The sequence below is a fragment of the Sandarakinorhabdus limnophila DSM 17366 genome (assembly GCF_000420765.1).
Taxonomy (GTDB): Bacteria; Pseudomonadota; Alphaproteobacteria; order Sphingomonadales; family Sphingomonadaceae; genus Sandarakinorhabdus; species Sandarakinorhabdus limnophila.
In genome coordinates, this window is the sequence record NZ_ATVO01000003.1 from 394,291 (window position 1) to 415,841 (window position 21,551).

Consider the following 21,551-nt stretch of genomic DNA (forward strand, 5'->3'; position numbering starts at 1 on the left):
ATCCTCTGCTCAAGCCGGAATACGGACCATCATCGATTTATAACCGCGCACGAAGGCACTGGGCACCCGCTCCGGCTCGTCCAGCACTTCGATATGATCAAAGCGCTTCAGGATTTCTTCCCACAGGATCTTCAGCTGCAGTTCGGCTAGGCGGTTGCCCACACAGCGGTGAATGCCGAAACCAAAGCTCATGTGCTGACGGGCGCGGGCGCGATCAATGATGAACTCATCCGGCCGGTCGAGAACCGTGTCATCACGGTTGGCCGACGAATACCACATCACCACCTTGTCACCCTTGTGGATCAGCTGGCCGCCCAGCACCGTATCCTGCAGCGCCGTGCGGCGCATGTGGGCCAGCGGCGTCTGATAACGGATGATCTCCGAAACCATGTTCTCCACCAGGCCGTGGTTGGCCTTCAACTTGGCATATTCGCCCGGATTCTTGTTGAGGAAATACAGGCCGCCGGTGATCGAATTGCGGGTCGTATCGTTGCCGCCCACGATCAGCAGCACCAGATTGCCCATGAATTCCATCGGCGGCATGTTCCGGGTGGCGGGGTTGTGCGCCAGCATCGACACCAGATCACCGGTCGGTTCGGCATTCACCCGCTCGTTCCAGAGCATGGTGAATTCCTGCAGCATACCGAGCAAAATGCCCTGACGCTCTTCCTTGCCCGGGCTGCCCGGCAGTTCCGGATCAGAAGTGGACACATCCGACCAGTAGGTCAGCATGCGGCGGCGTTCCTGCGGCCAACCGAACAGGGTGGCCAGCATGCGGCTGGTCAGTTCGATGGAAACCTTGTCCACCCAGTCAAACGCCTCGCCGCGCGGCAGGCTATCGAGGACTTCGCAGGTGCGGCTGCGGATCAGTTCTTCATAACCGGCAAGATTCTGGCCCGAAACGATCGGGTTCACCGCCTTGCGCTGCACATCATGCTTGGGCTGATCCATGGCGATGAACATCGGCATGATGAAATCCGAATCCATGTCGAACAGGGTGATCCCGCCCAGAATGGCTTCGGAACTGAACACCTGATGGTTGGTGTCCACGGCCATCACGTCGTTCCAGCGCGTCACGTTCCAGAAACCGCGGTGACGGTTGCTGTTGACGTGCGTGAAGAAAATCGGCGCTTCCTCGCGCAGGCGACGGAAATACACATGGTTGGTGTCCGTTTCCCACCACAGCGGATCGGCAATATCCACCTCGTCAAGCGGCGCGGATGCCAGATAGGATTCCAGCGTGGCCTTGTCGTGGTTGGCAAATTCCGGCCGCACGCGCGGCGGCAGCGGCCAGCTCACACTGCCCTGCGGCAGTGTTTGGGTGATCCGCGTGTCTTTCAGTTGCGTCGCCATATGGTCCTCCCCATGGGATTTTGCCCGCTCTCGTTTACGGAGATACACTACGCAAAGCCGGGTTTCCAGCCAAAAATGCGGATTTGACCTCCGCATTTGCACGGATAGCCGGGTCATGATCTTGATGACGGCGCGCTGCGCACAAGTTTGCCTGCTGCGGGTCAGACAACGCCCGCAGCCTGCAACGGTCTCCCTGTTGCGACGCTGTTGGTTCAGCCCACCAAGGCCAATTGTGGCGGGTCGAGCACTTCCTGCACCACCCGTTCCAGACCCAGTGCGCGCGCCACGGCGGCTTCCAGATCGGCGTCGATCAGATAATTGCGGCCCAGCACCAGCCTGGCCGGGCCAGCTTCGGTGGCAACTTCGGCCACCAGTTCACCGCGGCCCTTGGCCGGCGCGGGCCCAAGCGCCGCCAGCAGCACGTCCACTTCGGCCGGGTGGGCAATCTGCACCACCAGCCGGCCGCGCGTGCGGCGCGCAAGATCAGCCAGCGGCTGGCATGAGCGCAAGGTCAGGCGCGGCACGTCTTCGCCCTCCTTCCACTGCAGTTCCATGCCGATCAGCAGCGCCGGGGCATCGCTCACGATCGCCTCGAGCTTTTCCTGCAGTTCCTCATCGAAACAGCTGGTGACAAACTGGCCCGACCGATCGGAAAGGCTGAGAAACTGATAGCGCCGGCCGGTCTGGGTTGTGCGCCAGCGCCGCTCTTCCAGCCGCCCGGCCATCATCACGATCTTCTTGCCGCCACCCAGCGGCGGCGCCATGCCCTGCACATCGGCAAAGCTGATGACAGCATTGGCGGTAAGCACATTGGCATAGGCGTCAACGGGGTGGCCGCTGAAGAAGAAGCCGAACGCCTCCTGCTCATGCGCCATGCGCTGCGCCAGCGTCCATTCGATATTGGGCACCATCAGCGCCAGGCTGGCATGATCGGCAACGCCGGTCGCATCGCCGAACAGCGCCACCTGGGCGGACTCGCGCTCCCCGGTGGCAGCCTGGGCGCTAGCCATGATGGCTTCGGCCAGCGCGTGCACGCCGGCGCGGTTGGGGTGGAGCGCATCAAAGCCGCCCGACGCAATCAGGCTTTCCAGCTGGCGCTTGTTAAGGCCCCGCGGATCGACGCGGCGGGCGAAATCGGCAAGATCCTTGAACGGGCCCTTCCCGTCACGTTCGGCCGCCAACGCCTCCATCGCCTTCAGGCCAACGCCCTTCAGCCCGGCCAGGGCATAGCGCACGTCCAGCGTGTTTTCCGGCCCATCCACAACGGTGAAATCGGCGGCGGACCGGTTGATGCACGGCGGCAGGATGGTGATGCTGGCGCGGCGCGCATCATCCACGAACACCGCCAGCCGATCGGTGTTGTCGATATCATAGGCCATGGACGCGGCGTAGAATTCGGCGCGGTGGTGCGTCTTTAGCCAGGCCGTCTGGTAACTTACCACCGCATAGGCGGCGGCGTGGCTCTTGTTGAAGCCATAGTTGGCGAATTTCAGGATCAATTCGAAGATGGCGTCGGCGGTGGCTTCCTCGATGCCGTTGGCGGCGGCGCCGGCGCAGAAATCGGCCTTCTGCGCCACCATTTCGGCGTGGATCTTCTTGCCCATGGCGCGGCGCAACAAATCGGCCTGGCCCAGACTATAGCCGGCCAGTTCCCGCGCCAGGCTCATCACCTGTTCCTGATAGACGATGATGCCATAGGTTTCCCGCAGGATCGGCTCCATCGCCGGGTGCAGCAATTCCACCTTCTCGCGACCCGCCTTGCGCAAGGCAAAGCTGGGGATGTTGTCCATCGGGCCAGGGCGGTAGAGTGCGCCCAGCGCGACGATATCGGCGAAGCAATCGGGGCGAACCTGCGAGAGCGCGCGGCGCATGCCTTCCGATTCAAACTGGAACACGCCCACCGTGTCGCCTTCGGCGATCAGCTTGTACACGGCCGGATCGTCCATGGGCAGCGTGGCCCATTCCACCTCAACGCCACGGGCGCGCAGCATGGTGGCAGCGCGGTCGAGCACAGAGAGCGTTTTCAGGCCGAGGAAGTCGAACTTCACCAGACCGGCCTTTTCCGCCGCCTTCATCTCGAACTGTGTCACCGGCATGTCTGACCGCGGATCGCGATAGAGCGGCACCAATTGCGCCAACGGCCGATCCCCGATCACCACACCGGCAGCGTGTGTGGAGCTGTGGCGCGGCAGGCCTTCCAGTTGCAGGGCAATATCCACAAGCCGCTTCACTTTTGGATCGCGTTCGACCTCCACCATGAACGGCATTTCGCCCAGATAGGCTTTGCCGTCCTTGTCCTTGCCCCGCCCCAGGGTGCGCGCCAGCGTCCACGGATCGGTGGGATGGCTGGGCACCAGCTTGGCCAGACGGTCGATCTGTCCATAGGGCATCTGCAGCACGCGGCCGACATCCTTCAGCACAGCGCGGGCCTTCATCTTGCCGAAGGTGATGATCTGCGCGACCTGTTCACGGCCATAGCGGGCCTGCACATAATCGATCACCTCGCCGCGCCGGGTTTCGCAGAAATCAATATCGAAGTCGGGCATCGACACGCGGTCAGGGTTGAGGAAGCGTTCGAACAGCAGGCCGTGTTCCAACGGATCAAGATCGGTGATGGTCAGCGACCAGGCCACCACCGAGCCGGCACCCGAACCACGCCCCGGACCGACTGGAATCCCCTGCAATTTGGCCCACACGATGAAATCGGCCACGATCAGGAAATAGCCGGCAAAACCCATGCCGTTGATGACATTGATTTCGAATGCCAGCCGCTCGCGATACGGCTGGCGCGACGCATCATCCATGCCCAGCACATCCAGCCGCTTTTCCAGTCCCGCCGCAGCCTGTGCCTGCAGCGCCTCATCCTCGCCGCCGGCCGACAGCCGCGGCAGGATCGGCTTGCGGCTGGGCGCCATCATGGCGCAGCGCTGGCCAACCACCATGGTGTTGGCAATGGCTTCAGGCAGATCGGCAAAAAGCTGGTGCCAATCCTCCGCCGATTTCAGCCAGTGCTCCGGGTTGGAACGGCGGCGATCCTCGGCCTCCACATAGCTTGAATCGGCAATGCACAGCAGCACGTCGTGGGCTTCGTGCATGCCGGGCGTGAGATATTTCACCGGCGCCGTGCCCACGATCGGCAGGCCACGCGCTTCGGCGAGGCGCAGCAGGCCGGCCTCGCTCTTCTGTTCGATGAGCTCACCGCTGCGTGAAATTTCGATGTAGAGCCGGCCGGGGAACAGGCCTTCCAGCCGGTCGGCCATCGCATCGATGTTCTGGCCCTCGGCCAGCAGCCGCGCCAGCACCCCATCAGCGCCACCGGTGAGGCAGATCAGGCCATCGGTGCGGCCATCAAGCTGCTCCAGCCGCAGCACCGGATCGCCGGCCACCTCGGAAGCCAGGTGCGCGTCGGACGCCAGCCCGATCAGGTTGGTGTAGCCCACGTCATCCTGGGCATAGAGCACCAGCCAATCGATCAGCGCCCGGCCCTGCAGCGTGGCAGAACCCGGGCGCTCCACCGGCAACAGCGCGCCGGTGACCGGCTGGATGCCATTGTCCTTGGCGGCGGCGGCGAAATCCATCGCGGCAAACATGTTGGCGCGGTCGGCCAGACCAATCGCCGGAAAGCGCAACTGGCGCGCCACCTTGGCCAACTGCTCAGGCTGAATGGCGCCTTCCAGCATCGAATAGGCGCTGTGGCAGCGAAGGGGGACGAATCCGGCGTGAGACACAGCCTTACTATGCGCGCGCTGCGCCGTGGCTGCCAGCCGATACGGCGATTTTGTCCACAACTAAAAGCGAAGGGCGGGCGAGGTTGCCCTCGCCCGCCCCATCAGGCTTTCACTCCGTCCGGCGTCAGGCCAGATAATCGTGCAGCACCTTGCCATAGGGCAGCGTCATGTCGGTCACGATGTGCAGCCCGCCGAGTTGCTCATGCACCGGCAGATCGGCCATCGGGCAATTGACGGCCGGCACCATTTCCAGCCGGGCCCGCCCGGTCCAGGCACCCTTGACGACAATCTTGTCAAAGTTGATGCCAACCAGCTGGGCAATCGCCGGCGTGCCGTCGATGTCGGGGATCAGCTTCAGCGTCACCTGGGTGCGCTTGAGCATCGCCTCGATCTCGCTGAGGTCGTTCGGGCTGCTGTGCTTGTAGACCATGGTACCGCTGGCCACCTTCTGGCCGGCATAGACCAGTTCGCCGGTGAGCGTGTCGCTCTCCGTGACCAGCTTTGGCTGGCCGAACTTCATCGGATAACCCCAGATCTCACGACCACCAGCCAATGGCGGGCAGTTGTCGACATACATCTGGACGAGGAAGTTGCACTTCTCGCCATTCAGCGTGCAGGGAATGGTCTGCGCGGCCGCCGAATAGGCGCCAAAGCCTTCGCCGTCGGGCAGATCGAGCCACTGCACCGACACGATGTCGCCATCGGGCTGCAGCGGTTCAGGCAGCAGCTTGCGGATCATCGCCGGATCAGAGCGATACTGGATGATCATGTACTGGCGGTTGAAGAATTTATACGGGCCCGTCGGATAGGTCGGGCTCTGCAGCGGCATCGAGCTGAGTTTAAGCACATCCTGCTTGTTCATGTCCTGTACCCCCTCAGCCCGCAGCGTCTTTGATATAATCGAACAGCACGCGGCCGTGCGGCAGCGTCAGATCGGAAACGAAATGCTTGCCGCCAACAATGCGCAGGATCGGCAGATCGGCCACCGGCGCATTCACATGCGGGATCAGCTGCAGCCGGGCCGGGCTAACCCAGACACCCTTCACCGTGATATTCTCAAGATTATACGCGACGAGTTGGCAGATCTTCGGGCTGCCATCGACATCGGGGATGATCTTGAGGTTGCACGACGTCTTGGTCATGCCCTTGGCCTGGGCCTCGCAGCCGCCGGGCGCTTCCTGCCACTTGTAGGCCATGGTGCCCATCGCCACCGACTGACCGGCGTACGACAGAGTGCCAGTCAGCGTGTCAGAGGCAACCTCCAGCTTGGGCAGCGCATATTTCTTGGGGAAGCCCCAGATTTCGCGGCCACCGTCGATGGGCGGCTGATCGTCCAGATACATCTGGGCTGTGTAGTTGATCGGTTCACCGTTGAAGGTGCACGGGATCACGATACCGCTTTCGGTGTAATCGCCAAAACCCGAGCTGTCGGGCATGCGGATCCATTCGTACAACACATGGTTTTCCGCATTCGGCACCAACGGTTCCGGTACCGCGGCGCGCAGCAGCACCGGGTCGGTTTCGTAGGTGATGATCATGAATTCGCGGTTGATGAAGCGATAGGGCCCCAGCGGATAGCTGGGTGCAACTGCCGGCATCGACGGCAGCTTCAAAATTTCTTCCGGTGTCATGGTTCCCCCAGTTGCACTTTAAAATCAGAGAAAGGCGGATTTGACGTCGGTGGACGAGCGCACGCCGACATCATCGAAATGTTCGTCCAGCCACTTGCTGGCGCTGGCGCGGCCCACGTCGCGCAGCGTCTTCAAGAAACCCCAATCCGGGTTCAGCTTGCTAGTGACGCCCAGGCTTGTCATGTACTCCTCGTTCATGATCGAATGGACCAGCATCCGGCGATGCTTTTCATCATTCAGCTGGCCATCGTCGATCAGGTGGCTGACGAAGGCGATCGCCCGCATTTCACGCATCAGGCTCGAGTTGAAGCTGATTTCGTTGATGCGGTTCATGATGTCCTTGGCGGACTTGGGGATCTCTTTGCGATTAAGCGGGTTGATGTGAACGATCACCACATCGTTGGTCTCGCTGCCATAGATCAGCGGGAAGATCGCCGGGTTGCCCATGTAGCCGCCGTCCCAATAAGCCTCACCTTCGATTTCGACGGTGTGGAACAAGAAGGGCAGACAGCCCGAGGCCAGCACCTGATCGGGACCAATCTCGTGGTTTTCGAACATGCGCACCTTGCCGGTGCGCACATTTGTGGCCGAAAGGAACAATTTGACCGGGCAACCTTCACGCAGCACGTTGAAATCAATCGAGCTTTCCAGCACCTTGCGCAGCGGATTGACGTTCTTCGGGTTGAGTTCATAGGGCGACATGATGCGGGACATGATGTCCATAATCATGAACACCGGGCTGTAATCCAGATTGTGATTGTTCAGTGCCTTGTCGATCCACGAAGGCTGCAGCGGCCCCTTAGCGCCTTCGTCGCTGATCTTCTTCCAGAATTTCTCCAGCTCTTCGCGGGCACCTTCGGCGCCGCCAATGGTCAGGCCATAGCCGAGCACGGTGGCATTCATTGCCCCGGCGCTGGTGGCGCTGACGGCATCGAAGGCGACACGGCCATCTTCGAGCAGGCGATCAAGCACGCCCCAGGCAAAAGCCCCGTGCGCACCGCCACCCTGCAGAGCCAGATTCACCTTCTTGCTGTTTGCGCCCACAACATAAGAGGGCGCAGCGCGCCCATTTCCCGACACCATAACAATTCATCCCCCAGCGCGGCGTTGATTTTGCACCGTACCGTGGCCATAAACCACCTTGTCAAAGGCAGCAATGATGATTCGCCATGGTGGTGGAGACATTTGGGCTGGCAGGCACGCCACGGGCAGCGCACATCCAGCATGTTTTCGGCCATGCCGTGTGCTTCCGCCATCCCAACCTAGACAACTGAAAAAACGGGGGTTTACCATGCTTAAAGGACTTAATGCGATCGTCACCGGCTCAACCAGCGGGATTGGGCTTGGTATCGCTAACGTGCTGGCATCGAAGGGTGCCAATCTCGTGATCAACGGTTTCGGCGACGCCGCCGCCATCGAAGCAGAACGCGCCAACTTGGAAGCCAAATATGGCGTCAAGGTCGTCTACAGCGGTGCCGACATCTCGAAGCCGGCCGATGTGAAGGCGATGGTTGAACTGTGCGTCAGCAGCTTTGGTTCGGTTGATATCCTCGTGAACAACGCCGGCATCCAGTACACCGAAAGCGTCGAGAATTTCCCGGCCGAGCGCTGGGATGCCATCATCGCCATCAACCTGTCGGGCATTTTCCATGCCATCCAGGCGGCGCTGCCGCACATGAAGGCCAAGGGTTTTGGCCGCATTATCAACATCGCCTCGGTGCACGGCCTGATTGGCAGCACGCACAAGGTCGCTTATGTCGCCGCCAAGCATGGCGTTGTCGGCATGAGCAAGGTGGTTGCGCTGGAAACTGCCGGCAGCGGCATCACCTGCAACACCATCTGCCCGGGCTGGGTCCACACCCCGCTAGTGCAGAAGCAGATCGAAGCCAAGGCGGCTGAACAGGGTATCAGCATTGAAAAGGCCACCGAGGACCTGCTGATCGCCAAGCAGCCGTCCAAGCAATTTGCAACGCCGGAACAGATGGGCGAACTCGCCGCTTTCCTGTCCAGCGAAGCTGCTGCCCAGATGACCGGGATCGCTATCCCCGTCGATGGCGGCTGGACCGCGCAGTAAAAGGTCTGAAATACAAAAAGCCGGCGCGGCAGTCATTGGTTGCCGCGCCGGTTTTTATTTGTCGCCCCCTCAGTTGGTGATCGCGCCCTGATCAGCCACCAGGCGCCCGCCCGAAAGGCTCACCACCCGATCCATCTTCTTCGCCAGCGCGATATTGTGCGTGGCCACCAGCGCCGCCGCGCCCGACGAGCGGACCAGATCGAGAAAGGCCGCCAGCACCAATTGCGCCGTGGCTTTATCCAGATTGCCGGTCGGTTCATCGGCCAGCACCAGCGCCGGGCGGTTGGCCAGCGCGCGCGCCACCGCCACCCGCTGCTGCTCCCCGCCCGACAATTGCGCCGGCTTGTGGGTGAGCCGCGCGCCAAGGCCAAGCGATGTGAGCAATTCATCAGCGCGCGTGGCGGCACCGGCTTCGGGCACGCCAGCCACCATCTGGGCCAGCATCACATTCTCGCGCGCGGTGAAATCGGGCAACAGGTGGTGGAACTGGTAAACGAAGCCCATCCGCTCCCGGCGGACGCGGGTGCGACCAAGATCATCAAGGGCACCAACGGGTTCGCCGCAAATCCGGATAGCACCGGTGAACCCGCCTTCCAGCAGGCCAACGGCTTGCAGCAGCGTTGATTTGCCGGAACCAGACGGCCCCAGCAGGGCGACGATCTCGCCGGGAGCGACGGTCAAATCAACGCCGGCCAGCACATCGATACGGGCGCCGCCCTGTTCGAAACTGCGGGCCAGGCCCGTCACCTGCAGCACCGGCTCATTCATAGCGCAGCACCGTCACCGGATCGGTGGAAGCCGCCTTCCACGCCGGATAGAGCGTGGCGAGGAAGCTCAGAAGCACGGCAAGGATGACGATGCCGAGCACCTCCATCGGATCGGTCTTGGCCGGCAGCAAGGTGAGATAGCGCACCGACGGGTCCCAGATGTCGGTTCCCGTGAGCCGCGAGACGCCATCGACAATAGACTGGCGGAAGGTGAGCAGGGTGAAACCGAGCACCAATCCCACCGCCACACCGGCCGCACCGATCAGCGTGCCCACGGTCATGAAGATGCGCATCATCGCCGCCCGGCTGGCACCCATGGTGCGCAGGATGGCGATATCCCGTGTTTTCGCCCGCACCAGCATGATCAGCGAGGAGAGGATGTTGAACACCGCCACGATGATGATGATGGACAGCACCCAGAACATCACTGTCTGTTCCACGACCAGCGCCGAAAACAGTGCCGAATTGCTGGCCTGCCAGTCGTTCACCACGGCAATGCCGGCCAGTTTCTGGCGCAGCGGTTCGAGGATGGCCTTGGCGCGGTCGGGATTGTCGGTGACGACCTCGATCATGCCCACCGCGTCGTCGAGGCGCAGCAGCGTCTGCGCGTCCTCCAGCGGCATCACCACGAACGCCTTGTCGTAATCATAGACCCCGACTTCGAACACCGCGACCACCGTGTAAGCGACGATGCGCGGCACCGTGCCGAACGGCGTGGACTGGCCGGCGGGGTTGATCAGGCTGATCTGTTCCCCCACCCGTACGCCCAATTGTTCGGCCAGGCGGGCACCGATAGCCACCGTGTTGGCACCCGGTGCCAACGCCTCGAGCGTGCCGCCGCGGATATTGCCGGAGATTTCGGGGTTGGCGCGAATGTCAGCCAGTCGCATGCCGCGCACGATCACGCCTTCAACACGGCCGCCAACGCTGCCCATCAACGGCTGTTCGATCAGCGGCAGCGCCTGGGTAACCTCGGGCAGCGCCTTGGTATCGGCCATCACCTGCGGCCAGTTTTCCAGCCGGCCGCCATAGCCCTGCACCACCGCATGGCCATTCAAGCCCAGGATGCGATCGAACAGTTCGGCGCGAAAGCCGTTCATCACACTCATCACCGCGATCAGCGCGGCAACGCCCAACGCCACGGCCACCAGGCTGATGCCGGCGACGAGGAAGATGAACCCTTCCCCCTGCCCCGGCATCAAATAGCGCCGGGCGACCATGCGTTCGTAGGAGGTGATCAAATGCGGCTCACCACGGCGTCGATCGGCACCTCGACCCGCTCGCCGGTGGCGCGGCGCTTGAGTTCGACGATGCCCGCGCTGAGCCCCTTCGGCCCGACGATGACTTGCCACGGCAGGCCGATCAGATCGGCCGTGGCGAACTTGGCGCCGCCGCGCTCGTCGCGGTCGTCATAGAGCACGTCGACACCGGCGGCGGTGAAATCGGCATAGAGCTTGTCGCAAGCCGACTGGCAGGCGGCATCATCAACCCGCAAGTTGATCAGCGCCACCTTGAACGGCGCCACCGCATCCGGCCACACGATGCCGGCGTCATCATGGCAGGCCTCGATGATCGCACCGACCAGGCGGGACACGCCAATGCCGTAGCTGCCCATCAGCGGCGTGACCGGTGCGCCATCCGGGCCTTGGACGGTGACACCCATCGGCGAGGTGTACTTGTCCCCGAAATAGAACACCTGTCCCACTTCGATGCCCTTTGACTGCTGCAAGGCAGTGCCGCAGGCGGCTTCGGCCGCCAGATCCCGCTTTTCATCGGTGGCGGCATAATCGGCATTCAGGCCGTCGATGAAGGACGACAGCGCGCCGCGGTCATCGGCATTGATGGCGCTGGTGTCACGCGCCTTCAGCCAGTTTTCATGATAAAACACATCGCTTTCACCGGTTGGCGCCAGCACGATGAATTCGTGGGACAGGTCGCCGCCAATCGGCCCGGTATCGGCCTGCATCGGAATGGCGTTCAGCCCCATGCGCGCAAAGGTGCGCATATAGGCAATGAACATGCGGTTATAGCTGTGCCGGGCCGCATCGAAATCCACATCGAAGCTGTAGGCATCCTTCATCAGGAATTCCCGGCCACGCAACACGCCGAAGCGCGGGCGAACCTCGTCACGGAACTTCCACTGGATCTGGTAAATGTTGCGCGGCAGGTCGCGATAGCTCTTGGCGCCGTTCTGGAAGATGGCAGTGAACAGCTCTTCGGCCGTGGGGCTGAACAGCATCTCACGATCATGGCGATCGGTGATGCGCAGCATTTCCGGGCCATAAGCATCATAGCGCCCCGATTGCTTCCACAGATCGGCGGACTGGATGGTGGGCATCAGCACCTCGATGGCGCCGGCACGGTCTTGCTCTTCCCGCACGATGCGTTCGATATTGGCCAGCACGCGCTTGCCCAACGGCAGCCAGGCATAGATCCCCGACGATGTCTGCCGCACCATCGCAGCGCGCAACATCAGCTGATGGGAAATCACCTGAGCCTCGCCGGGCGTTTCCTTGAGAACGGGCATGAAATAGCGGGACAGGCGCACGGATTTGTCTCTTTGCAATAGGGCGGCGGATGGATGATGTGGATTGGGCCTTAGCATGGCTGACCGTGAGGGCAAGCCGGGCATGATTTGCTTAATATTAACCTACTGTTGCAACGAAGTCACACTTGGCGAAATCGTTGCCAGGCCACGCATTCTGCGCCCTGACAGCGACAAAGAATGGGCATATCACATGCCAACGAGTGGGTACCGCGAGGGGCCCGCAAGGACGGATAGGCGGCAGGGTCCATCTCGCACGGAGAGGATCCAGTCGTCATTCACCGCTGCGCGCCGGTCCGGATCGGGTCAACCGGAGTGGGCTTAGGCTGCGCGCGCCGGCTGGGGCAGATGGGGGCATTGGCCCCGGCCGGCGCCGAGCGTTGAAAATATATCAGTCTCTTCACGAAGGGCCCGGCCAGGCAAACGGCCGGGCCCTTTTCGTTTGTGCTGACTTCGGCCATTCTGTCATCATGAAGATGCTGATCATCGGGGTCGCGGTGCTTGCCGCCTTGTGGTTGCTGTGGCGGCGCCTGTCGCCACCGGCCGGCATGGTGTTCGATCTCGACGATCCACGCATGAAGATCGCCAAGCAAACGGCCCGCGACACGCTGCCGGAATTCTGGGCCGCCTTGGCGGCAGAGGCGCCGGGCGACAGCGATTTCGGCCTGAAGTTCGATCTCAACCACGGCCGCGGCCTGCCCGATCGTGAACTGATCTGGGCGACAGGAGTCATCCGGGACGCCGATGGCACCATCCATGGCAACCTCGCCAACCCGCCGATCAATCGCGATTTCAGCGCCGGCCAGTCGGTCGTGATCAATCCGGCAACCATCGTTTATTGGTGCTTCTTCCGAAACGACATTGCCCACGGCCATCACATCACCCGGCTGATGATCGACCTCAGCCCACCCCGGGATGCCGCACAGGCCCGCAAGCAACTGGGCTGGTAACGCCCCCACCCTTTCATCAGGCCGCCGCCCTCCGTCCGCCGTGTCACAACCATGGCCAAGGAGGACACATCATGGCTTACGAACATATCAGCGTCGAACGCGACGGCCGCATCCTGGTGGTGACGATCAACCGGCCGGAGCGGATGAACGCGCTGCATCCGCCCGCCAATGCCGAACTGGATACGGCGTTCAACGATTTCGCGGCCGATCCCGATCTTTGGGTCGCCATCATCACCGGCGCCGGTGAACGCGCCTTTTCCGCCGGCAACGATCTGCGTTGGCAGGCCGAAGGCAATGCCATCACCGTGCCGCCCTCGGGCTTTGGCGGGCTGACCAGCCGCTGGGATCTCGACAAACCGGTGATCGCCGCCGTGAACGGTGTCGCCATGGGCGGTGGTTTCGAGGTGGCGCTGGCCGCTGACATCATCCTGGCGTCTGACAATGCGACCTTCGCCCTGCCTGAGCCCAAAGTTGGCCTCGCCGCGCTGGCCGGTGGCCTGCACCGCCTGCCCCGCGCCATCGGCGTGTCCCGCGCCATGGCGATGATCCTCACGGCCCGCACCGTTTCGGCGGCCGAAGGCAAAGAGTTGGGCTTCGTCACCGAAGTCGTGCCCGCCCCCGATCTGCTCACGCGTGCCAAGGCGCTGGCGGCGGCCATGTGCGAATTGTCGCCGCTCTCGCTGCGCGCGTCGAAGCAGGCGGTGCTGAAGGGGCTGGAAGAACCGTCCTTGCGCGCGGCGTATGAGGGCCAAGGCAAATATTCGGCCGTGCAGGCGCTGTTCCGCAGCGAGGATCTGCGCGAAGGCCCGCTGGCCTTTGCCCAGAAGCGCAAGCCAGAGTGGAAGGGCCGCTGATCTCCCTGCGTCAACCCACCCGTTGACCGCGCAATCACTGCAGGGCAGCGGGGCGGCAATGGGGGACTCTCTGTCACGCGACCGCATCACCGCACCGCCAGCTTTTGACCGCTGGCTGGTGCCGCCCTGCGCGCTGGCCATCCACCTGTGCATCGGCATGGCTTATGGGTTTTCGGTGTTCTGGCTGCCGCTCAGCCATGCGCTTGGCGCGCCGGCCTGCACCAACCTTCCTGCTGCGCTCACCTCTACCAGCTGCGACTGGCGGGTGAGCGATCTTGTGTGGGTCTACACGTTGTTCTTCGTCGTGCTCGGCCTGTCGGCGGCGCTGTTCGGCAGTTGGGTGGAACGGGTTGGACCGCGCCGGGCCGGGCTGGTGTCGGCGGCCTGCTGGTGCGGTGGCATTGCGCTTGGCGCACTGGGCGTGTTCCTGCACCAGTTGTGGCTGTTCTGGCTGGGTGCGGGCGTGCTGGGCGGCATCGGTCTTGGCATCGGTTACATCACGCCGGTTTCCACCCTGATCAAATGGTTCCCCGATCGGCGCGGCCTGGCCACCGGCATGGCGATCATGGGCTTTGGCGGCGGCGCCATGGTCGGCAGCCCGGCGGCAGACCGGTTGATGGCGGTCTTCGCCAGCCCTGGTGAAGCCGGCGTGTGGCAGGCAATGCTGGTGCTGGCCGGCATCTATGCACTCTTCATGACGGCAGGTGCGTTGGGCTTTCGCCTCCCCGCCCCCGGCTGGGCCCCGCCCGGCAAGGCCGAAGTGGTCGCCGGCGGCCGCTTCGTGCCGCTCGGCATTGCCAGTCGCACCCCGCAATTCTGGCTGGTGTGGTGCGTGCTGCTGCTCAACGTCTCGGCCAGCATCGGCATCATCGGCCTCGCCTCGCCAATGGTGCAGGAAATTTTTGGCGGCGGCCTGTTTGGCCAGCCCGTGCGCTTTGCCGATTTCAACGAGGATCAGAAAGCCGCCGCGGCCGCGGCCGGCGCCGGTTTCGTTGGCCTGATCAGTCTGTTCAATATCGCCGGCCGCTTTTTCTGGGCCAGTCTGTCAGATCGGATTGGGCGAAAAGCCATGTATGCCGCCATCCTGGCGTTGGGCGCGGCCTGCTATGGCCTCGCCCTTCCCGGCCCGGCCGCAGCGGCTTTGCCCCTGTTCGTGGCGGCCTTTGCCCTGATCGCTTCGATGTATGGCGGGGGCTTCGCGGCGGTGCCGGCGTGGCTTGCCGATTTGTTCGGCACCAAGCAGGTGGGCGCCATCCACGGCCGACTGCTCACCGCCTGGTCCACCGCAGGCGTGCTGGGGCCGCTATTGGTCGCCTATGTGCGTGATGCACGCCTGGCCGATGGGGTGGCACGTGAAGCGGTGTATGGTCCAATCTTCCTGGCGCTCGCTGGCCTGCTGGCGCTGGGGCTGATCGCGGCGCTGCTGGTGAAACCGGTGGCAAGTGAACTGTGGGTTGAAGATGACGACGCGCCCGCCGCCCTTCCCGCTTCCACAGCTGCGTCGCCGGCCGCCGCTTGGGGCCTGCGCCTCGCCGCATGGAGCGCCGTGCTCATCCCGCTGACCTGGGGTGGCTGGTTCACCGTGCAGAAGGCGCTGGTGCTGCTGGCGCAATGAAAAGGGGCCGCCGGTTGCCCGACGACCCCAAAACATTGTCATCCGTCCACGAAGGGCGGTGTCTGGTGTCAGCGAACCCCGACCGTGACCGGGGCCACCAGCGCCTTCGCGCCGTGAATGAAGCAATGAGACACTGAATCACCTCCTTTCGCTTGTTGAACAAGAATTGCAGTGTCAGAGGAAATGCTGATGATCGCAAGGGGCATAATCACGCAGCTGCGCATCGGCCGGCCGCAGCCGCTGCCGGGCCACCGCATGCTTTCTGCCTATCGCCGTCAGCCTGTCGCGGGCCCGGTCACTGTGCACGAATTGGGGCTGGACGGCGATCAGGTGGGCAACACGCGCGTTCACGGCGGACCGGAAAAGGCGATCTATGCCTATCCGCTCAGCGGCTATGACGGCTGGCGCGCCGCGTTCCCCGATCTGGCTGACCGATTCGTGCCGGGCGCCATGGGCGAGAATCTGGTGGTCGATGGCCTCGATGAAGCCAGCCTGTGCCTGGGCGATGTGATCCGCTGCGGCACGGCCACCCTGCAGATCGCCCAGATCCGTGAGCCATGCTCGACCTTTGCCGCCGCGATGGGCACCACGCGCGTGGTCAAGGCGATGGTGCGGTCGGGCCGCTGCGGCTGGTATTTGCGCGTGCTCGAAGGCGGTGCCATCGCGCTGGGAGACGGGCATGACGTGATTGAACGGCCTAATCCTGGTTGGCCGATCAGCCGCTTCACACCAATTGCAGCCGGCAAGGCCGGACGTCACGAGGAGATGGCGGAACTTGCCGCCCTGCCCGGCCTCAGTGCTTATTGGCGGTCAAAGCTGGCGCGCCGGCTGTTGGATCAGCAGCAATAGCGCGGGCGGCGCGGAAAGCGCAGGCTTCCATAACCGCGAGCAGCCCTGCGCCCAGCAGGAACGGCACGAAGGTGTAAAGGATACGGAACAGTGCCACTGCCGCCAGCACGCCGGCCTTGTCTGCATCTGGCATCAGGCCAACGATCACCAGTTCGAACACGCCAAGTCCGCCCGGCGCATGGGCCAGCGCGCCGGTGACCATGGCGACAGCGTAGATGACCAGGAAGGTGAGCAGATCGGGCACGCCCGCCACCGGCAGCAACAAGATGAAGAGCGCGCCGCCCGCCAGTGCCAGATCGAGCGTGCCGATGGCGATCTGCTGCAAGGTCTGCTTGCCGTCAGGGATGGTGAAGCGATAGCGCAACAGCTTGAAACTGCGCCGCCACACGGTGGCCAGCAGCGTGTAGCCCAGCACACCGCCCAGCAGCAGCGCGCCAGTCCATTCTTCCAGGCCTTGTGGCACCCATTCGCGGATGGGTTCGGCCAGACCCGGCGAGACGATCAGGCCGATGCCGGCAACAAAGATGATGCCCAGCCAGAAGGTCCAGCCACACAGCAGGATGATCATGGCGATATCAGCCGGCTTCACGCCGGCGCGGGTATAAATGCGATAGCGCACGGTGCCGCCAGTGAGGATGGTGACCCCCAGCGTGTGGCTCATGGTGAAGCTGGAGAAGCTGGCGGCGGCCAAGGTGGGCCAGCCGATCTTGGTATAGCCGAGGTGGCGGGTGGCGAACCAATCATAGCCGACCAGCACGACATAGGAGAGGAAGGTGGAAACCGCGGCAAAGGCGATCAGATGCGTTGGCGTGGCTTCAATTTCCGCCATAACGTCGGCCAGCGTGACCTGGCCGGAAATCTTCTTCAGGCCCCAGGCGGCCAACGCCAGCACGAGCAGCCCCAGCGCGGCACCAGCCCAGCTTTTCCAATTGGCGCGGGGACGCTGATCCTCTGCCACTGCCGGGCCTGTTTCCACTTGCTGTACCGACACGTCCAGACGCCGCTTCCTTCAAACCGCTGGTAGGCCCGGAGGGACTCGAACCCCCAACCAAGCCGTTATGAGCGGCCTGCTCTAACCATTGAGCTACAGGCCCGAACCGGGCCAACAGCGGTTAGCCGATGCAGATGCACTTGGGAAGGCCGGGCCGCACGCGCAAGGCGGCATCGGTGAAAACCGGGGCGCGCAGAGAAAGAAAAAGGGCCGGATGCTTTTGCAGCATCCGGCCCTTCTATCATGCCCGGAACCTCGCACCGGGAGGGGAGGAGTGGCGCGGCCGGGCTGATCGGTCGCCTCAGGGGGGAGGAGGGGCTGACCGATCAGGCCGGGCTGGCTGCAGGGGGGAGAGCAGCGGGCCCGGCGTTACCGCTATCGCGGCGACACAAACTATCTACGGATTCGCCGGCCTCTATTGCAGTGCACAATATCGCGTTACAGCCATGCACTGGATGCATAACTATGGACGCTGGAATATAGCAACTTCTTGTTATTGCAGTAAGACATGAGGTGCGCAGCCATGCATGCGACAGCCTGCCTCACATGTCCAACGCGGCGTTGGTCATGCGTTCCACCAGAAATTCGCGCAGCACGGCAATGCGCAGGGAGCGCCTGAGCTCGGAAGGATAGGTGAAGAAAGTGCGGAACACCGGGCCTTCCACCTGCGGCAGCACCACCTGCACCTTGCCGGAAAAGCGGATCAGATAGGATGGCAGCGCCGCGATGCCAGCGCCGGCTTCCACCGCCTGCAACACGCCGTGGCTGTTGTTGATGGTCAGCGCTGCCGCCCGCGGGCTGCCTTCGTGGCCCAGCTCCAGGATCCAGTTGATGCCCTTCAGAAATTCCGGTGCGGCATCGCCATAGGATATCAACCGGTGGTGATCGAGATCGGCAATGGTCTTCGGCTCGCCGTGGCGGGCCAGATAATCCGGGCTGGCCACCAGGTGATGGCGGATACCGGCCAGCGGGCGCTGCATCAGCTCGTTCTGGAACGGGCGGTGAAACCGGATCGCGACATCAGCCTCACGCTTGGCCAGATCCAGATCGGCATCGGTCAGCATCAAGTGGACACTGATATCGGGATAGAGATCAAGGAAATCGCCCAGTTGCCGCGCCAGCCAAGTGGAACCGAAGGAGACCGTGGTGGTCAGCCTGATGGCACCCGTCGGCCGATCACGGCTGACATCGATGGCCTGCGCCGCCTTGTCGATGCGCTCGTGCATGTCGGCGGTGGCGGCGCGCAACTGCTCGCCTTCGTGAGTCATCGCCAGCCCGCGGGCATGGCGGTGGAACAGTTTGGCGCCCAGGCTGTCTTCCAGCGCCGCGATCTGGCGCGACAATGCCGGCTGGCTCATGTGCAGGCGGCGTGCAGCCTCGGTGAAGCTGCCGGCTTCGGCCACGGTGTCGAACAGGCGCAGCTTTTCCCAATCAAGATTGATGCCAGGCTGCATGCGCCCCTCCTCCCCTTATCCGTGCGCCAGAAAACGCTCCGCTTCCAGCGCCGCCATGCAGCCCATGCCGGCCGCCGTCACAGCCTGTCGGTAGAGCTTGTCCTTCACGTCACCAGCGGCGAACACGCCGGCCACGCTGGTTGCCGTGCTGTCAGGCACGGTGAGGATATAGCCCTCCTCGTCCATGTTCAGCTGGGCAGCGAACAGGCTGGTGGCGGGCACGTGGCCGATGGCGATGAACAGGCCATCCACCGGCAGTTGGCGGGTGCTGCCATCGCGCGTGTCGGCCAGCGTGATACCTTGCACCTTCAGCGGCGCGTCTTGCCCCTGCACATCGGTCACTTCGGCGTGCCAGTGCATCTGCACCTTGGGGTTTTCCAGCAGCCGGGCCTGGTTGGTCTTGTCCGCCCGCAGTTCGCCGCGACGGTGGATCAGGTGCACCTTGCTGGCGAACTTGGTGAGGAACATCGCCTCCTCCACAGCGGTGTTGCCGCCGCCAACCACGGCCACTTCCTTGCCGCGGAAGAAGAAGCCGTCGCAGGTGGCACAGGCCGAAACGCCGAAACCGCGGAACTTCGTCTCATTGGGCAGGCCCAGCCAGCGCGCCTGGGCGCCGGTGGCGATCACGATTGTATCGGCGGTCCAACCCTGGCCGCTGTCGGTTTCCAGCACAAACGGGCGCCGCGACACATCAACCTTGGTCACGATATCAGTGATGATCTCGGTGCCGACATGGCGGGCCTGGGCTTCCATCTTCACCATCAGATCGGGGCCCATCACCATGGTTTCGCCCGGCCAATTCTCCACTTCGGTGGTGATGGTCAGCTGGCCGCCGGGTTGCAGGCCCTGGATCAGCACCGGGTCCAGCAAGGCGCGCGCGGCATAGACGGCAGCGGTATAGCCGGCCGGACCAGAGCCGATAATCAGAACCTTGGCATGACGGGACATGAAAGCGAATCTCCTGAACGCGCAGCCGCGCGATGACGTGTGCGGCCTGACTTAAGCGAATTTGCCATCATTTCCAGCCCGCAGGCAGAGATGCGGCAAGGCTTGCCGGAACTGGCCCTGCGCCAATCTGCATCTTGCGCGACCTTGAAACAATGTTATCAAGAACGGGGATTTTGGGATGGGGAGTTACTCAGTGGTGCATCGTTCGCGACTGCCGATCGACGATATCGATCGCGTGATCCTGCGTCATCTGCAGGCCGAAGGCCGCATCACCAACGTCGATCTTGCCACTCGGGCTGGCCTCACCGCCCCGCCTTGCCTGCGCCGCGTGCGCGCGCTGGAGGAAAATGGCGTCATCAAGGGCTATCACGCCGATCTGGATTCGGTGGCGCTCGGTTATGGCATCACCGTGTTTGCCATGGTCAGCCTGAAGAGCCAGGCCGAAGCCGATCTGCGCGCCTTCGAAGACCATGTCGCCGCCCTGCCCCAGATCCGCGAATGCCATATGCTGAATGGCGAGATCGATTTCATCCTGAAGGTCGTCGCCCACGATCTGCAGGAATTCCAGAAATTCCTGACCAGCGAACTCACCCCGGCGCCGAACGTGGAAAGCGTGAAGACCAGCTTCGTCATCCGCACCGCCCTCTCGCGTCCGGGCGTGCCGGTCGATTAAGGCCGCGCCAGCGGTCGTGCCAGCGCCAACCCAGCGATAAACCCGCCGATATGCGCGGCAATCGCGATCCGCATGTCAGGCCCGGCCAGGGCGGCACCGGCCAGCACCTGCAACACCACCCACGCCGTACCCAGCCCCAGCGCCTGCACCAGTGGACTGCGCTTGCTGCGGCCGAACAACATGGCCTGGGCGGCCACCAGGCCGGAGATCGCACCGGATGCACCGACTGCGGGGACAGTGCTCAGCGGTGACCAGGCCCATTCGGCTAAACCACCGGCAAGGCCAGAGAGAAGATAGAGCGCAAGAAAGCGGCGGCCGCCCAGTTCCGGTTCCAGGATGCGGCCAATGGCCAGCAGCATCACCATGTTCATCAACAGGTGCGCGGCGCCGCCGTGAAGGAACATGTGGCCAAACAGGGTGGACGCCGCGCCCAGCGCCGGCAACTGACGATCTAGCGCCAGCGTGAGCCGCGCCGGCACCAGCCCCGCCCAGAACAACAGCGCATCGCGCGCGTTGCTGCCGGCAAAGCCCATCAGGATCGCCACGATGGCATTGGCCAGCACCAGCAGGCGCGTCACATTGGCCGGCGGTGGCTCCGCCGCTGCCAAGGGACCGCCGGGCGGCGGGAAGTCAGATGAATTCAACGCGTTCAATGGCGTAATATTTGTCGCCCGACGGCGTGTGAACTTCCACTTCGTCGCCCACGCGGCGGCCGATCAGCGCCTTGCCCAGCGGCGAGGAGAAGCTGATGCGGCTGGCTTTCACATCGGCTTCATGCTGGCCGACGATCTGATAGGTCACCGGCTTGTCGTCTTCATCAAGCAGGCGAACGGTAGCACCAAACACCGCCTTGTCGCCCGAAAGCGTCTTGGGATCGATCACGATGGCGCGGGCCAGCATGTCTTCCATTTCGATGACCTGGGCCTCGATCTGGCCCTGGCGTTCCTTGGCTGCGTGATATTCGGCGTTTTCCGACAGATCACCGTGGGCGCGCGCTTCCTCGATGGCTTCCACCACCGCCGGCCGCTCAACCTCTTTCAGTTGCCGCAACTGGCTGATCAGGACAGCATGTCCTGACGGCAGCATCGGCACCTTTTCCATCGTCGCCATGGTCGTTCA

19 protein-coding genes and 1 tRNA gene are annotated in these 21,551 nt (G+C 63.2%); 6 read left to right on the forward strand and 14 right to left on the reverse strand.

What is annotated here, in order from left to right; genetic code table 11:
* Positions 1-9 precede the first annotated feature (9 nt).
* From G566_RS0102065 to G566_RS0102085, 5 genes are all read right to left on the reverse strand, one after another.
* A complete protein-coding gene (locus tag G566_RS0102065) occupies positions 10-1,353 on the reverse strand; it encodes a cytochrome P450 (protein ID WP_022679020.1) in 1,344 nt (447 codons plus the stop codon).
* A 212-nt stretch (positions 1,354-1,565) separates the two neighbouring features.
* Positions 1,566-5,081 carry a DNA polymerase III subunit alpha gene (gene dnaE / locus G566_RS0102070; RefSeq protein ID WP_022679021.1) on the reverse strand — a complete coding sequence of 1,172 codons (3,516 nt, stop codon included), beginning with the start codon at positions 5,079-5,081 and terminating at the stop codon, positions 1,566-1,568.
* 124 nt (positions 5,082-5,205) lie between these two features.
* Positions 5,206-5,943 carry an acetoacetate decarboxylase gene (locus G566_RS0102075; RefSeq protein WP_022679022.1) on the reverse strand — a complete coding sequence of 246 codons (738 nt, stop codon included), beginning with the start codon at positions 5,941-5,943 and terminating at the stop codon, positions 5,206-5,208.
* A gap of 13 nt (positions 5,944-5,956) precedes the next feature.
* Entirely contained in the window at positions 5,957-6,712 is a 756-nt protein-coding gene (locus G566_RS0102080) for an acetoacetate decarboxylase (protein WP_022679023.1), read from the reverse strand.
* Positions 6,713-6,736: 24 nt separating this feature from the next.
* On the reverse strand, positions 6,737-7,735 hold the full coding sequence (locus G566_RS0102085) for a patatin-like phospholipase family protein (protein ID WP_243442389.1): 999 nt from the start codon (positions 7,733-7,735) through the stop codon (positions 6,737-6,739).
* A 268-nt stretch (positions 7,736-8,003) separates the two neighbouring features.
* On the opposite strand from G566_RS0102085, the gene G566_RS0102090 reads away from it, so the two are divergent.
* Complete coding sequence (locus tag G566_RS0102090; protein WP_022679025.1) at positions 8,004-8,786, forward strand: 3-hydroxybutyrate dehydrogenase; 783 nt, start codon at positions 8,004-8,006, stop codon at positions 8,784-8,786.
* A gap of 69 nt (positions 8,787-8,855) precedes the next feature.
* On the opposite strand, the gene G566_RS0102095 is transcribed toward G566_RS0102090, so the two are convergent.
* The 3 genes from G566_RS0102095 to proS are packed head-to-tail and all read right to left on the reverse strand — an operon-like array spanning position 8,856 to position 12,101.
* Positions 8,856-9,554 (reverse strand): ABC transporter ATP-binding protein, encoded by a 699-nt coding sequence (locus G566_RS0102095; protein WP_022679026.1) that lies wholly within the window; start codon positions 9,552-9,554, stop codon positions 8,856-8,858.
* Positions 9,547-10,773: a lipoprotein-releasing ABC transporter permease subunit gene (locus G566_RS0102100; protein ID WP_022679027.1), complete on the reverse strand. Its 1,227-nt coding sequence runs from the start codon at positions 10,771-10,773 to the stop codon at positions 9,547-9,549. Before G566_RS0102100 ends, G566_RS0102095 begins: the two co-directional genes overlap by 8 nt.
* A gap of 17 nt (positions 10,774-10,790) precedes the next feature.
* Positions 10,791-12,101: a proline--tRNA ligase gene (proS, locus tag G566_RS0102105; protein ID WP_022679028.1), complete on the reverse strand. Its 1,311-nt coding sequence runs from the start codon at positions 12,099-12,101 to the stop codon at positions 10,791-10,793.
* A 467-nt stretch (positions 12,102-12,568) separates the two neighbouring features.
* Between proS and G566_RS0102110 the strand changes: the two genes are divergently transcribed.
* The 4 genes from G566_RS0102110 to G566_RS0102125 all read left to right on the forward strand — a co-directional run bounded on the left by G566_RS0102110 (position 12,569) and on the right by G566_RS0102125 (position 16,366).
* The gene (locus G566_RS0102110; RefSeq protein WP_022679029.1) at positions 12,569-13,048 is read left to right on the forward strand and encodes a DUF2314 domain-containing protein; all 480 of its coding nucleotides are present in this window, start codon (positions 12,569-12,571) and stop codon (positions 13,046-13,048) included.
* A 71-nt stretch (positions 13,049-13,119) separates the two neighbouring features.
* Complete coding sequence (locus G566_RS0102115) at positions 13,120-13,902, forward strand: enoyl-CoA hydratase-related protein (RefSeq protein WP_022679030.1); 783 nt, start codon at positions 13,120-13,122, stop codon at positions 13,900-13,902.
* Between the two features lie 58 nt (positions 13,903-13,960).
* Complete coding sequence (locus tag G566_RS0102120) at positions 13,961-15,517, forward strand: OFA family MFS transporter (protein ID WP_022679031.1); 1,557 nt, start codon at positions 13,961-13,963, stop codon at positions 15,515-15,517.
* A 189-nt stretch (positions 15,518-15,706) separates the two neighbouring features.
* Positions 15,707-16,366, forward strand: coding sequence for an MOSC domain-containing protein (locus tag G566_RS0102125; RefSeq protein ID WP_051135916.1), 660 nt, complete (start codon positions 15,707-15,709; stop codon positions 16,364-16,366).
* Here G566_RS0102125 and G566_RS0102130 read toward each other — a convergent pair.
* From G566_RS0102130 to trxB, 4 genes are all read right to left on the reverse strand, one after another.
* Positions 16,311-17,342 (reverse strand): putative bifunctional lysylphosphatidylglycerol flippase/synthetase, encoded by a 1,032-nt coding sequence (locus G566_RS0102130; RefSeq protein ID WP_022679033.1) that lies wholly within the window; start codon positions 17,340-17,342, stop codon positions 16,311-16,313. The two genes, G566_RS0102125 and G566_RS0102130, sit on opposite strands and share 56 nt — an antisense overlap.
* 42 nt (positions 17,343-17,384) lie before the next feature.
* Positions 17,385-17,460 (reverse strand) — tRNA-Ile (locus tag G566_RS0102135).
* A gap of 439 nt (positions 17,461-17,899) precedes the next feature.
* Positions 17,900-18,811 (reverse strand): LysR family transcriptional regulator, encoded by a 912-nt coding sequence (locus G566_RS0102145; protein ID WP_022679035.1) that lies wholly within the window; start codon positions 18,809-18,811, stop codon positions 17,900-17,902.
* 15 nt (positions 18,812-18,826) lie between these two features.
* Positions 18,827-19,759 (reverse strand): thioredoxin-disulfide reductase, encoded by a 933-nt coding sequence (trxB, locus tag G566_RS0102150; RefSeq protein WP_022679036.1) that lies wholly within the window; start codon positions 19,757-19,759, stop codon positions 18,827-18,829.
* Between the two features lie 178 nt (positions 19,760-19,937).
* On the opposite strand from trxB, the gene G566_RS0102155 reads away from it, so the two are divergent.
* A complete protein-coding gene (locus G566_RS0102155; RefSeq protein ID WP_051135901.1) occupies positions 19,938-20,432 on the forward strand; it encodes an Lrp/AsnC family transcriptional regulator in 495 nt (164 codons plus the stop codon).
* Here the strand turns inward: G566_RS0102155 and G566_RS13240 are convergent.
* Positions 20,429-21,040: a rhomboid family intramembrane serine protease gene (locus G566_RS13240; protein ID WP_022679038.1), complete on the reverse strand. Its 612-nt coding sequence runs from the start codon at positions 21,038-21,040 to the stop codon at positions 20,429-20,431. The two genes, G566_RS0102155 and G566_RS13240, sit on opposite strands and share 4 nt — an antisense overlap.
* A gap of 22 nt (positions 21,041-21,062) precedes the next feature.
* Entirely contained in the window at positions 21,063-21,542 is a 480-nt protein-coding gene (greA, locus tag G566_RS0102165) for a transcription elongation factor GreA (RefSeq protein ID WP_022679039.1), read from the reverse strand.
* Positions 21,543-21,551 lie beyond the last annotated feature (9 nt).

Coding starts and splice junctions, on each gene's coding strand:
- G566_RS0102090 (WP_022679025.1), top strand. CDS start 8,004: ATGCTTAAAGGACTTAATGCGATCGTCACCGGCTCAACCAGCGGGATT.
- G566_RS0102120 (WP_022679031.1), top strand. CDS start 13,961: ATGGGGGACTCTCTGTCACGCGACCGCATCACCGCACCGCCAGCTTTT.
- G566_RS0102115 (WP_022679030.1), top strand. CDS start 13,120: ATGGCTTACGAACATATCAGCGTCGAACGCGACGGCCGCATCCTGGTG.
- G566_RS0102100 (WP_022679027.1), bottom strand. CDS start 10,773: ATGGTCGCCCGGCGCTATTTGATGCCGGGGCAGGGGGAAGGGTTCATC.
- G566_RS0102125 (WP_051135916.1), top strand. CDS start 15,707: ATGATCGCAAGGGGCATAATCACGCAGCTGCGCATCGGCCGGCCGCAG.
- G566_RS0102155 (WP_051135901.1), top strand. CDS start 19,938: ATGGGGAGTTACTCAGTGGTGCATCGTTCGCGACTGCCGATCGACGAT.
- G566_RS0102080 (WP_022679023.1), bottom strand. CDS start 6,712: ATGACACCGGAAGAAATTTTGAAGCTGCCGTCGATGCCGGCAGTTGCA.
- G566_RS0102075 (WP_022679022.1), bottom strand. CDS start 5,943: ATGAACAAGCAGGATGTGCTTAAACTCAGCTCGATGCCGCTGCAGAGC.
- greA (WP_022679039.1), bottom strand. CDS start 21,542: ATGGCGACGATGGAAAAGGTGCCGATGCTGCCGTCAGGACATGCTGTC.
- G566_RS0102110 (WP_022679029.1), top strand. CDS start 12,569: ATGAAGATGCTGATCATCGGGGTCGCGGTGCTTGCCGCCTTGTGGTTG.
- trxB (WP_022679036.1), bottom strand. CDS start 19,759: ATGTCCCGTCATGCCAAGGTTCTGATTATCGGCTCTGGTCCGGCCGGC.
- G566_RS0102065 (WP_022679020.1), bottom strand. CDS start 1,353: ATGGCGACGCAACTGAAAGACACGCGGATCACCCAAACACTGCCGCAG.
- G566_RS0102145 (WP_022679035.1), bottom strand. CDS start 18,811: ATGCAGCCTGGCATCAATCTTGATTGGGAAAAGCTGCGCCTGTTCGAC.
- G566_RS0102095 (WP_022679026.1), bottom strand. CDS start 9,554: ATGAATGAGCCGGTGCTGCAGGTGACGGGCCTGGCCCGCAGTTTCGAA.